Below are 12,059 nucleotides of genomic sequence, written 5' to 3'. Positions count from 1 at the left end.
TCTGATGAAAATAGCCATAGTATGTTACCCCACATTTGGAGGTAGCGGGGTTGTTGCTACAGAACTTGGGTTAGCCCTTTCTAAGCGTGGCCACGAAATTCACTTCATTACGTACAAGCAACCCGTAAGATTGGACCAGCTATCCAGCAGTGTGCATTTTCACGAAGTTCACGTTCCGGAATATCCGCTTTTTCATTACCAGCCTTACGAGCTTGCGTTAAGTAGTAAGCTGGTAAATATGGTGAAACTGCACGGGATAGAGGTACTGCACGTGCATTATGCTATTCCGCACGCTTATGCTGGCTATATGGCAAAGAAAATGCTGGAAGAAGAAGGTATTTATCTTCCAATGGTGACCACCCTTCACGGAACCGATATCACCCTGGTGGGCCGCCACCCTTTCTACAAGCCTGCGGTAAACTTTAGCATAAACAACAGTGATTTTGTTACTTCGGTTTCTAAAAGTCTGAAAGATGATACCCTGGATTTCTTTAATATCACAAAAGAAATAGAGGTGATCCCGAACTTTATAGACATCAGTAAATACGACAGGAAATCTTTTACCGATTGTCAGCGGGAAATGATGGCTTCAAAAGATGAAAAGATCATCACTCATATCAGTAATTTCAGGAGAGTTAAGCGTATAGATGATGTGATCAGGATTTTCTTTGAAATTCAGAAGAAGATCAAGGCAAGACTAATGATGGTAGGAGAGGGACCGGAAAAGGAAAGAGCAGAAGATATGGTTGAAGAGCTCGGGATTGAAGACAAAGTATTATTCCTTGGGGAAAGTCACGAAATAGATAAGATCCTGAGTTTTTCAGATCTTTTCCTTCTGCCTTCGGAAAGGGAGAGTTTTGGGCTTTCAGCGCTGGAAGCTATGGTGAATGGAGTGCCTGTTATTTCCACGAATTCCGGCGGACTTCCAGAAGTGAATATTCAGGGAGTTTCAGGGTACATGAGTGATGTAGGAAATGTTGAAGAAATGGCGGCCAACGGGATTTCTATCCTGGAAAACGAAGCAACTCTTCAAACATTTAAGCATAATGCCTACGAGGCAGCACAGCGATTTGATATTAAAGAGATTGTTCCAAAGTACGAGGCTCTTTACGAAAAAGCCTTAAAGCTGGCATAAAAAAAGGGCGGAAATTTTTCCACCCTTTTTCTTTCCTTCTAATTTCTTTAGAACTGGTATCTAAGACCCAAAGCAACGTCCGGAGCAAAATCATTAAGCACCGAATCATCATTATAGAAACCAATTTCTGGTCTCAGGTCCAGAGATAACATCAGCGGGATATCAAAGTTGTATTCGATACCAATATCTCCTGCAACAAAAAGGAAGGTGCTGTCATCCCATCTATCTTTCCATTCAGGATGCACGTCAACACTCCCAATACCACCACCAACACCGGCGTACCAGTTGAATCCGCCATCGATATTCCATACCCATTGATAAAGGCCGGTAAGTTTGAAAGCATCAAAATTATTGTCATTTCTCCATCCAAGGTCCAGCTCAAGCCTGTTGTTGTCACCACCAAGCGCTCGCTGGTAGGAAACTTCAGCTCCAATCCCGTCACCACCACCAAGTCTAAGACCAATGGCATTATCGGCTATCGTTTGGGCTTGCATATTGCTGAAAAATGTAGCTCCTGTAAGGAAGGCAGCTAATAAAAATAACTTTTTCATTTTAGATTCATTTTTAGATTTAGTGTAACAAATTTAGGCGTAAAGTCTATAAGGAAACGCTGTGTCACGCCAATCTATTGTTAATTTTGTTTAAAAATCTGTTAAGCGTATTTGCTGAAATTCCTTAAATTTAGCGGTTCATTATGGAGGAAAAACTTAACCAGCTTAGTCAGGAGATTGAAGGTCAGTTGTTTTACGATAATCTTTGGCGATCTATCTACGCCACCGATGCTTCGGTATACCGGGAATTGCCTTTAGGCGTATGCTACCCAAAGACCAATGAGGATATTAAACGCCTTATTAAATTCGCTACAGATAATAATACTTCACTTATTCCCAGGACAGCCGGGACTTCCCTTGCAGGCCAGTGTGTGGGAGAGGGAATCGTAGTAGATGTTTCCAGGCATTTCACTGACATCATTGATATCGATAAGGAAAAGAAAACCGTAAGGCTGCAACCCGGGGTGATAAGGGACGACCTTAACCGGGTTCTGGAACCTTATGGGCTCTTTTTCGGGCCAAATACATCAACTTCTAACCGATGTATGATAGGAGGAATGGTAGGTAATAATTCGAGCGGAACCACCTCTATTAAATACGGAACCACACGGGATAAACTTATTTCCCTGAAAACTATTCTTAGCGACGGGAGTGAAGCAGAATTCGGAGAGCTTGCAGCGGAAGAGTTTCAGGAAAAACTTAAGCTGGATGGCCTGGAAGGTGATATATATCGAAAACTGAATGAAAAACTTTCTACTGAAGAGAATAAGAAGGAGATCATAAAGAAGTTTCCACCCAGAAGCCTTCACCGCAGAAATACCGGTTATGCTATAGATGAACTGATCTATTCGGAAATTTTTTCAGAAGAAACTTCTGAAAAGCTCAATATCTGCAAACTATTATCCGGAAGTGAAGGGACTTTAGCCTTTACTACTGAGATTGTTCTTCAGCTTGACGACCTGCAACCACCAAAATCGGCAATGGTGGCTGCCCATTTCTCAAGCATAGAGCATTGTATGCAGGCAGTGGTCCCGGTGATGAAACATTCGCTATTCACCTGCGAAATGATGGATAAGACCATTCTTGATTGTACCAAGCAAAGCCTTAAATACAAGGATAATCGATTCTTTATTGAAGGTGACCCCAAGGCTATTTTAATGCTGGAATTAAGGTCTGATGATCAGGAAGACCTGCAGGTGCAAACCAAAAACTTACTTAAAAGCCTTGATGCATCCGACTTATGTTATGCCAGTCCTGTACTGATGGGGGAGCAGATAGAAATGGCTATGGAACTGAGAAAAGCGGGACTCGGCCTTCTTGGGAATATCATTGGCGATAAAAAGGCCGTAGCCTGTATCGAAGATACCGCGGTCGCCTTGCCTTACCTGGCAGACTATATTTCAGAATTTGCCGGGATTATGAAGAATTATGGTCAGGATGCGGTCTATTATGCCCACGCCGGGGCAGGAGAGATCCATTTAAGGCCTATTTTAAATTTAAAGAAGTCTGAAGAAGTAAAGCTCTTTAGAAGTATTACTGAAGATGTAGCCCATTTGGTTAAAAAATATAATGGTTCTATGAGCGGGGAACACGGTGACGGCCGGGTAAGAGCCGAATTCATAGAACTTATGATCGGGAGCCATAACTACAAGATCCTTAAGGATATTAAGCTGGCTTTTGATCCAAAGAATATTTTTAATCCAGGAAAGATCATAGATGCGGCGCCAATGGATACTTCCCTGAGGTATACGCCAGACAGGAGTGAGCCGGAGGTAAAAACCCTGATGGATTTTTCGGATTCCCAGGGTATTTTAAGGCTTGCTGAAAAATGTAACGGTAGCGGGGACTGCAGAAAATCGGCCGAAGCGGGTGGGACGATGTGCCCCAGCTACAGGGCTACTAAAAATGAAAAGGATACCACACGCGCAAGGGCTAATGCTTTAAGGGAATTCCTTACCAATTCAGAAAAACCGAACAGGTTTGATAATGAAGAACTCAAGGAAGTATTTGACCTTTGTATCAGCTGCAAAGGCTGTAAGAGCGAATGCCCTTCTAATGTAGATGTCGCTGCCTTAAAAGCCGAATTTCAATACCAGTACCAAAAGGCCAACGGAGTAACCAGGAGAAGCAAAGCCTTTGCCAATAATACCAAAATGAACAGTATAGCTTCAAAGGCTCCCGGCCTGGCAAACTTCTTCTTTAAGAATTCCGTTACCTCTTCAATTGCTAAGAAAACACTTGGAGTAGCTTCAGAAAGAAGCCTGCCGCAACTGTCTAAACAAACCCTGGAAGCGTATCATAGAAAGAACAGCAGCCGCCTGATGGTTTCCAATCCTATTAAAACCGTCTATTTCTTTAATGATGAATTCACCAACTACCTTGATGCCGAAATAGGAATTGATGCCTTAGAGCTTTTAAGCCAACTTGGCTACCAGGTTGAGTTTGTAAAACATGAAGAAAGTGGCAGAAGCTATATTTCCAAAGGTTTTTTAGATGAAGCTAAAGTTCTTGCCAATAAGAATATTGAAATTTTTAAGGATCTGATCTCCGAAGATACACCTTTAATTGGTCTGGAGCCTTCAGCAATTCTAAGCTTTAGGGATGAATATTTACGCCTTGCTGATAAACCTTCAGAAGCTGAAGAATTAAGCAAGAATTGCTTTATCATAGAGGAATTCCTCAAAAAGGAGATCGCTTTAGGTAATATCCGGGCCTCTTCCTTTTCCACGGAAAAAAGAACTATCAAGGTTCACGGGCACTGCCACCAAAAAGCACTATCCAATACCTCACACACCTTTGAGATCCTAAATCTTCCGGAGAACTTCAAGGTGACCATAATCCCTTCTGGTTGTTGTGGAATGGCAGGTTCCTTTGGGTACGAAAAGGAACATTACGAAGTAAGTATGGCTATTGGAGAACAGAGCCTTTTCCCGGCCGTGAGGAAGGCTCCTGAGGATACCATTATTTCAGCAAACGGAACAAGCTGCAGGCATCAGATATATGACGGGACAAGTAAAATAGCTAAACACCCGGTTAGTATCCTAAGGGAAGCACTTACTTAAAGTTTTGTGAAACCTTTGATGAATTAATACATTTTTTTCTAAAAAAATTATATTAGCCCTCTAATCAAGGTTATTCAATGAACACAGACGATGAGTTTCCCAAGGAATCTATAGATGAAAAAGATTTACGTATACTTGAACTTGAAAGGCAATTAGCCGCTGCTGAAAATAAATTACAGGATTCAGGGAAAAGAATTGAAAAAGACTTTAATATTTGCAATTCTCCGAATGAAGAGCGGCTTAACGAGGAAACACACCGATTACGAGAACTTATATATTCTTCCCCATCACTTATCACATTATTAAAAGGAGAAGATTTTGTTGTGGAGATCGCAAACCAGGCGGTCCTGGACTTTTGGGGTAAAGATAAAAGTATAATTGGAAGGCCTTTGGCAGAAGCCCATCCGGAAGCCAGGGAGCAAGGCTTTGTAGATCTTCTTCAGAAAGTCTACAAAACAGGCAAAGCAGAGCATAGGTACGAAATTCCTGCATATTCCATTAAGGAAGGAAAAAAGGACTTCGTAAATTTCAATTTTGTATATCAGCCTCAGTATAATAAAAGCGGGGAGATAGAAGGGGTGGCAGTAATAGCCAATGAAGTAAGCCCCCAGGCTGAATTTCATAAGAAAATTCAGGAAAGTGAAAAGCGCTATCGCCAGATCTCCGATTTCCTTCCGCATAAAATAACCGTAGGAAAAGCTGAAAGCACCCCTTTTTACTATAATAAAGCCTGGATGGATTTCTCAGGATTAGACCAGGATAAACTAATAGAAAAAAGCTGGATGTCCTTGATTCATCCTGAAGATAAGGAGAAGGTTTTTGCCGCTGTAAATAAAACCAAACAAACCGGAGAGAATTTCGAAAAGGAATTACGCCTACTCGATAAGAACGGAAAATACAAATGGCACCTTTGCAGGGCCAAAGCCGTAAAAGATACTTCAGGCAATATTACTCTTTGGGTAAGCTCAAGTACCGAAATTCAGGAAATAAAAGAGGAAGAATACAGGAAAGAAGCCTTCTTAAAACTTGTTAGTCACGAATTAAAGACTCCGGTGACCTCAATTAAAGGTTATGTGCAGTTGTTGCAGTCTATGATGGAACAACCGGAGACCAAGGATAAAAGTACGCTTCCGCTGAAAACCTATTTCAACAGAATGGAAGACCAGATAGACCGGCTTATAAGGCTGATCTCTGAAATGCTGGATCTTTCCCGCATAGAACAGAATGAACTGGAACTTCAAAAAGAGAAGTTCAGTTTGAATGAACTGGTGGAAAACGTTAAGGAGGATATAGGGTATACCTATAAAGAAGTTAATATCGATATAGACCACAATTTTATATGTGATATAAATGCCGATAAGGACAGGGTTGGACAGGTTTTAATAAACTTTATCACGAATGCGATCAAATATTCTTCAAGTGGTAAGAAAGTAGATATCTTTATCAATGAGAAGTCTTCAGACCTTGTTTCGGTTAGTGTAAAAGATAACGGAATAGGTATTCCGGAGAAAGACCTAAAGAAGATCTTCAGAAGATTTTACAGAGTAGAAGGAAAAAATAAAAACACCTATGCAGGTTTTGGAATTGGGCTGTATCTTTCCAGCCAGATCATTAAGCGGCATAACGGTGAAATAAGTGTGGACAGTAAAGAGGGAGAAGGATCTGAATTCACCTTTACACTACCTTTAAATTAAAAATAAATGGCACGAATCTTAATAGTGGATGATGATGTTTCAATAGGAACTATGTTGAAGGATATCCTTGAATTCAAGGATCACGAAGTGGTCTATTGCCAGAATCCTCTGGAGACAAAAGCGAGGATCCTCGAGCATAATATAGAATTGATACTTTTAGATAAACTGATCTCCGGGGTTGATGGCACTGATGTTTGTATAGAACTTAAAAAAGACGAACAGGTAAAGGATGTCCCGGTAGTAATGATGTCTGCACTTCATAATATTGAAGCTATCTGCAAGGAGGCCGGTGCCGTAGATTTTATATCAAAACCTTTTGATATGGATGCGCTGCTCACTAAAACCGATAAGGTACTTAAAGAACGTAATATTTAAGAGTCCGGGGTCTTGGTTACTTAAAGATCACATTTTAATTATACATTTAATTTAAAGATAGCTCAGGAAGTTTTTGAAATATTCCTAAGAATTTCCGAAAATCCCTTCGGAATATTAGCCCGATATTATTTGAGATTACATTTTCAAATATTGCCTTAAAAAATTACATTTGTTCAAAATCATTGAAATGGCAGGCAATTCCTTCGGAAAACTTTTTAAACTCACTACTTTCGGCGAATCGCACGGAAAAGCAATAGGAGGGATCATAGATGGGTGTCCTGCGGGGCTTGATGTAGATCTGGATAAGATCCAAAATGAACTTAACAGGCGAAAGCCCGGACAATCTGCCATTGTCACTCAAAGAAAAGAACCGGATACTGTAGAATTCCTTTCCGGAGTATTTGAGGGAAGAACCACCGGCACTCCCATTGGTTTCATTATTCAGAATGCCAATCAGAAATCTAAAGATTATTCGCATATAAAGGATACTTACCGTCCTTCTCACGCCGATTACACCTATGATGAAAAATACGGTGTTCGTGATTACAGGGGAGGAGGAAGGTCTTCGGCCCGCGAAACGGCTTGCAGGGTAGTTGCCGGAGCACTTGCCAAGCAATTGCTAAAGAACATTGAGTTCAATGCCTTTACCGCATCTGTTGGTGAGATCGCACTTGACAAACCGAACGAGGAACTCGATTTCAGCCTGATCGAATCTAATGCTGTTCGATGCCCTGATAAAGCGACTGCTGAAGAAATGGAAGCTTACATTAAGGAGATCCGGTCACAGGGAGACACAGTAGGAGGAACCGTGAGATGTGTGATAAGAAATGTTCCCAAAGGTCTCGGAGAACCTGTTTTTGATAAATTGCATGCCGAATTGGGAAAAGCCATGCTCTCTATAAACGCCGTTAAGGGTTTTGAATACGGAAGCGGATTTGAAGGAACCAGGATGAAAGGAAGCGTGCATAACGACCTTTTTAATGAAGACGGCACAACAAAGACCAACTTAAGCGGCGGTATTCAGGGCGGTATATCAAACGGAATGGATATCTACTTCAATGTAGCCTTTAAGCCTGTTGCCACAATTATGCAGAAACAACAGACCATAAACTCTAAAGGCGAAACTGTTGAAATGCGGGGGAAAGGTCGTCACGACCCGTGTGTTGTCCCGAGAGCAGTGCCCATTGTAGAAGCTATGGCCGCACTGGTAATTGCCGATTTTATGCTTCAGAATAAAACCTCAAAAATATAAACCAGAACAAAGAACCGATATGAAAAAACTTGCACTGCATTGGCAGATCTTATTAGGAATGGTTGCCGGAGTTGTATTTGCTCTAATCCTTACTAATTTTAGCTGGGGACCAGATTTTGTTAGCGACTGGGTGAAACCTTTCGGAAATATCTTTATAAATGCCCTTAAACTTATTGCAGTGCCTCTTATTTTAGCTTCTTTGATCAAAGGAATATCAGATCTTAAGGATATTTCCAAATTGTCCAAGATGGGAGTGCGTACCATCGCAACCTATATTATTACAACGGTAATTGCAGTCTCAATAGGCCTGGGTATTGTTAACCTGGTACAACCCGGAGGCAGTATTTCCCAGGAAACCCGTGAAGACCTTATAGCAAGCTATGAAGGAGATGCAACCGGGGTAAAGGCCAATGCCGATAAACAAAGGGAAGCCGGACCTTTACAGGCCCTGGAAGACCTGGTGCCAAGCAATATTTTTTCAGCTGCCAGCGACAACGGGAATATGTTGCAGGTTATCTTCTTCGCTATTTTCTTCGGAATAGGTTTGATCCTGATCCCTGAAAAGACGGCTAAGCCTGTAAAGGACTTTTTTGATGGCTTCAATGAAGTGATCCTCAAACTTATCGATATGATTATGCTGGCTGCGCCCTATGGTGTATTTGCTCTGCTTGCCGCTCTGGTGGTAGAGTCCCCAAGTGCCGATCTATTCGCTGCCCTGGCTATGTATGCGCTAACAGTTCTCGCAGGGCTGGCATTAATGATAGGGGTTTATATTTTACTGGTTTGGATCTTTACCAAGAACAAGCCTTCATTTTTCATAAACGGGATAGCACCGGCTCAATTGCTTGCATTTTCAACAAGCTCCAGTGCTGCCACACTTCCTGTTACTATGGAAAGGGTAGAGGAGCATATGGGGGTTCACAAAGAGGTTACCAGTTTTGTGCTTCCAATTGGAGCAACTATCAATATGGATGGAACCAGCCTTTATCAGGCGGTTGCTGCGGTGTTTATTGCTCAGGCTTTTGGGATCGACCTTAGTCTTGGAGCGCAAATGGGAATTATTGCTACAGCAACCCTTGCGTCTATAGGTTCTGCAGCTGTACCGGGAGCCGGAATGGTTATGCTGGTAATCGTACTTGCGCAGGCTGGAATTCCTGAAGCAGGTCTTGCATTGATCTTTGCCGTAGACCGCCCGCTGGATATGTGCCGTACTACCGTAAATGTTACGGGTGATGCCGCTGTATCCTTAATGGTCGCTAAATCTGTAGATATGATGGGGCCTCCAAACGTAAAAGAATGGGATGATGATTACCATCCGGAATCGGAAACTGTTTCTGAAACAGAAAATGTTTAATCCAGGAACTTCGCCTGAAGTTCAGGGGTAGGGATCATACAACTTTCTTTTTTACCAAACCATTTATAGCGGTTGTTCGCAATAAGGTCATAAACAAGATCCCTGAAACCTTCCGGCAAGATCAATAAGTTCTTTAATAAAGAATACCCGCCCGACAGATTTCTTGAGATTTCGAGGGCGGCTGTAGATTTTTTATAATAAGCTACACCAGGTTCGATCAGGATAATAGAATCCATTATTTCCGGGTTTATTCCTCTTTCTGCGACCAGTTTCTGACCGATCTCACTTTGAAGCGAAGCAAACCTGAAAACATCCTCTTTATCATGTTTTATAATAAAGTTGACAGCCCCGTTGCATAAATTGCAAACACCGTCGAATAATACGATCTTTTTATTATCAGGAATCTCATTCATACCTATTTTTTGTCTTTTTTCATCGCCTGGACAAGTTCAAGCTGATCTAAAGATACTGAAGTTGTGAACATTCCGTAGTTTACGATAGCTTTTCCTTTTTCGATATTATCCAGCGTCCCTACAGATTTACTGTCCTGAAGCCTTACGCGATCCCCTATATTTAGTTTTGCCTTTGGTTTGGCAGCTTCGCGTTTTTCAGCTTCCTGCTCCTTTTTCTTTTCTTCCTTTTTCTTCTTTCGGATCACTTCCACCTTTTTCTCAACTTCTTTCTGTAGCTTCTGTTCTTTGGCTTTTTCAGCTTTCCGTTGTTTCGCAGACTGCTTCTTACGCTTGGAGTTTTCGATCTCAACCAGTTTAAGAAACTCCCCTATAAGTTCTTTTTTCTTCTTATTCTGAAAATATTTCTCACTGATATCATTGATCTTTTGCCCAATATAGATAAGCCTTTGATTGGAGTCGTACATTTCCTGATAGCTTTCCAGTTTTTGCTGGATCCTGGAATTGGTCTCTTCCAGCTTATCTTTTTGTTTGGCAGCTTTTATCTCTTTGTCCTTTAGGGAATCTGTTGTTTTCTGAAGTTTAGAACGCTCCTTCTGTAATTTAGCGATACTTCTGTCAAACCTGATCTTACCGCGCTCTACCTTCTTCTTAGAACGGTTTATAAGACTGTATGGAATTCCGTTCTTCTGAGCAACTTCAAAGGTAAAGGAACTACCGGCTTCCCCAACCCGAAGTTTAAACAAGGGTTCCAGGCTTTGGGAATCAAAAAGCATATTCGCATTGCTCATCTCAGGCAGCTCATTCGCCAGTTTCTTGAGGTTAGCGTAATGTGTGGTGAGTATGCCGAAAGATTCCTTTTCATAAAATACTTCCAGGAAGGTCTCTGCAAGAGCCCCACCCAGTTCAGGATCACTACCGGTACCGAATTCATCTATAAGGAAAAGAGTGCGGTCATCACATTTCCTGAGGAAATAATTCATATTCTTCAGTCTGTAGCTATACGTACTGAGATGATTTTCTATGGACTGATTATCCCCGATATCGGTGAGCACTTTATCGAAAAAGCACATCCTGCTGTATTCGTGTACGGGGATAAGAATCCCGCTCTGAAGCATTATTTGCAACAAGCCTACGGTTTTAAGCGTGATGCTTTTACCTCCGGCATTAGGCCCGGAGATCACAATAATGCGGTTATCGTGACTTAATTCGATGCTTTGGGGATAGGTTTTCTTTCCCTGCTTCTGGTTGGTAAGAAATAAAAGTGGGTGATAAGCCTCTTTTAGCTGAATCTCTTTTTCACTGGTGATTTTGGGTAGTAAACCATTTATCTTTTCGGCGTATTTCGACTTTGCCGCGATCACGTCTATATCGCTTAACAGCTCCTGGTAATCGGCAAGCAATTCCCTGTAAGGTCTTATAAACGAAGTGAGCTCTTTCAGGATACGCTTTATTTCTTCTTTTTCTTCATATTCAAGGTTATTCAGCTCGCGGGTGTATTGAAAGGTAGATTCCGGCTGAATATAAACGATACTTCCGGTTTTTGAATTCCCCAGGATACCGCCTTTCACCTTACGCCTGTGCATAGCTTTAACAGCCAGTACGCGCACATTTTCCACGACACTTTCGCGAATCTCATCAAGATAACCGTAATTATGGTAGCTGGTGAGGGCAGTATTGAAACTTGAATTGATCTTACCCTTTACAAGGTTAATAGACCTTCTAAGGCTTTGCAGAAGGGGAGAGGCATCATCTTTTAATTCCCCGAACCTGTCTATCACCTCGCCGATCTTCTCTGTTATCTCGGTAGTATATTCTACCCTGGAACAGGTCTCGTGTAAAGTGGGATATATTTCCCTGAATTTCTCGAAATATTTGATCTGTGTATTTACGGTTTCTGATAAAAGAGCGATCCTTCTGAAACCCGAAACCTCAAGAATAGTGTCTTCAATATTCAGCATTTTAAGTTCATTCTGAATATTGTCGAAACCGTGATTGGGAATAGGCTGTTCCTGCGTTTTGGAACTCAAATACTCATTGGTCTGGTGAAGCCCGAAAAAGGTCTTTTTATAAGAAGGATAAGGTTTTATTTTTAGGGCCTTTTCCTTTCCGATACCCGTAACGCACAGCTCGCTTATTTGTTCGCGCACAACAGGGAATTCAAGGTCGACAAGGCTTTTATCTGCAATTTTAATCATAGTAATTTTTGCCTACTTTTGAGGTGCT

The 12,059-nt window shown here is 41.6% G+C and carries 9 protein-coding genes; 6 read left to right on the top strand and 3 right to left on the bottom strand.

The features are described from left to right. Positions 1-4: 4 nt before the first annotated feature. Positions 5-1,135, top strand: coding sequence for an N-acetyl-alpha-D-glucosaminyl L-malate synthase BshA (gene bshA / locus ACFQ3Q_RS09310; RefSeq protein WP_380745092.1), 1,131 nt, complete (start codon positions 5-7; stop codon positions 1,133-1,135). Positions 1,136-1,182: 47 nt separating this feature from the next. Here the strand turns inward: bshA and ACFQ3Q_RS09305 are convergent, their stop codons facing one another. After that, positions 1,183-1,686, bottom strand: a complete 504-nt coding sequence (locus ACFQ3Q_RS09305; protein WP_380745090.1) for a hypothetical protein — start codon at positions 1,684-1,686, stop codon at positions 1,183-1,185. Between the two features lie 143 nt (positions 1,687-1,829). Here ACFQ3Q_RS09305 and ACFQ3Q_RS09300 point away from each other — a divergent pair, with 143 nt between their 5' ends. From ACFQ3Q_RS09300 to ACFQ3Q_RS09280, 5 genes are all read left to right on the top strand, one after another. Continuing rightward, positions 1,830-4,748, top strand: a complete 2,919-nt coding sequence (locus ACFQ3Q_RS09300; protein ID WP_380745088.1) for an FAD-binding and (Fe-S)-binding domain-containing protein — start codon at positions 1,830-1,832, stop codon at positions 4,746-4,748. Positions 4,749-4,825: 77 nt separating this feature from the next. Then, positions 4,826-6,442, top strand: a complete 1,617-nt coding sequence (locus ACFQ3Q_RS09295; RefSeq protein ID WP_380745087.1) for an ATP-binding protein — start codon at positions 4,826-4,828, stop codon at positions 6,440-6,442. A gap of 6 nt (positions 6,443-6,448) precedes the next feature. Further along, complete coding sequence (locus ACFQ3Q_RS09290; RefSeq protein WP_380745085.1) at positions 6,449-6,817, top strand: response regulator; 369 nt, start codon at positions 6,449-6,451, stop codon at positions 6,815-6,817. A 187-nt stretch (positions 6,818-7,004) separates the two neighbouring features. Next, a complete protein-coding gene (aroC, locus tag ACFQ3Q_RS09285) occupies positions 7,005-8,069 on the top strand; it encodes a chorismate synthase (RefSeq protein ID WP_380745083.1) in 1,065 nt (354 codons plus the stop codon). A gap of 19 nt (positions 8,070-8,088) precedes the next feature. After that, the gene (locus ACFQ3Q_RS09280) at positions 8,089-9,423 is read left to right on the top strand and encodes a dicarboxylate/amino acid:cation symporter (protein WP_380745081.1); all 1,335 of its coding nucleotides are present in this window, start codon (positions 8,089-8,091) and stop codon (positions 9,421-9,423) included. On the opposite strand, the gene ACFQ3Q_RS09275 is transcribed toward ACFQ3Q_RS09280, so the two are convergent. Both ACFQ3Q_RS09275 and ACFQ3Q_RS09270 read right to left on the bottom strand, forming a co-directional pair. Further along, positions 9,420-9,836 (bottom strand): thiol-disulfide oxidoreductase DCC family protein, encoded by a 417-nt coding sequence (locus tag ACFQ3Q_RS09275; RefSeq protein ID WP_380745080.1) that lies wholly within the window; start codon positions 9,834-9,836, stop codon positions 9,420-9,422. The two genes, ACFQ3Q_RS09280 and ACFQ3Q_RS09275, sit on opposite strands and share 4 nt — an antisense overlap. A gap of 2 nt (positions 9,837-9,838) precedes the next feature. Further along, positions 9,839-12,031: an endonuclease MutS2 gene (locus ACFQ3Q_RS09270; protein WP_380745078.1), complete on the bottom strand. Its 2,193-nt coding sequence runs from the start codon at positions 12,029-12,031 to the stop codon at positions 9,839-9,841. Between the last annotated feature and the right edge of the window lie 28 nt (positions 12,032-12,059).

Source organism: Salegentibacter chungangensis (genome assembly GCF_042678405.1).
Classification (GTDB): Bacteria; Bacteroidota; Bacteroidia; order Flavobacteriales; family Flavobacteriaceae; genus Salegentibacter_A; species Salegentibacter_A chungangensis.
This window is presented reverse-complemented; position numbering and strand designations above follow the sequence as displayed.

What these genes read in the sequence shown, in the direction of transcription:
- ACFQ3Q_RS09295 (WP_380745087.1), top strand. Translation starts at nt 4,826, where the DNA reads ATGAACACAGACGATGAGTTTCCCAAGGAATCTATAGATGAAAAAGAT.
- ACFQ3Q_RS09280 (WP_380745081.1), top strand. Translation starts at nt 8,089, where the DNA reads ATGAAAAAACTTGCACTGCATTGGCAGATCTTATTAGGAATGGTTGCC.
- ACFQ3Q_RS09305 (WP_380745090.1), bottom strand. Translation starts at nt 1,686, where the DNA reads ATGAAAAAGTTATTTTTATTAGCTGCCTTCCTTACAGGAGCTACATTT.
- ACFQ3Q_RS09290 (WP_380745085.1), top strand. Translation starts at nt 6,449, where the DNA reads ATGGCACGAATCTTAATAGTGGATGATGATGTTTCAATAGGAACTATG.
- bshA (WP_380745092.1), top strand. Translation starts at nt 5, where the DNA reads ATGAAAATAGCCATAGTATGTTACCCCACATTTGGAGGTAGCGGGGTT.
- ACFQ3Q_RS09300 (WP_380745088.1), top strand. Translation starts at nt 1,830, where the DNA reads ATGGAGGAAAAACTTAACCAGCTTAGTCAGGAGATTGAAGGTCAGTTG.
- ACFQ3Q_RS09270 (WP_380745078.1), bottom strand. Translation starts at nt 12,031, where the DNA reads ATGATTAAAATTGCAGATAAAAGCCTTGTCGACCTTGAATTCCCTGTT.
- ACFQ3Q_RS09275 (WP_380745080.1), bottom strand. Translation starts at nt 9,836, where the DNA reads ATGAATGAGATTCCTGATAATAAAAAGATCGTATTATTCGACGGTGTT.
- aroC (WP_380745083.1), top strand. Translation starts at nt 7,005, where the DNA reads ATGGCAGGCAATTCCTTCGGAAAACTTTTTAAACTCACTACTTTCGGC.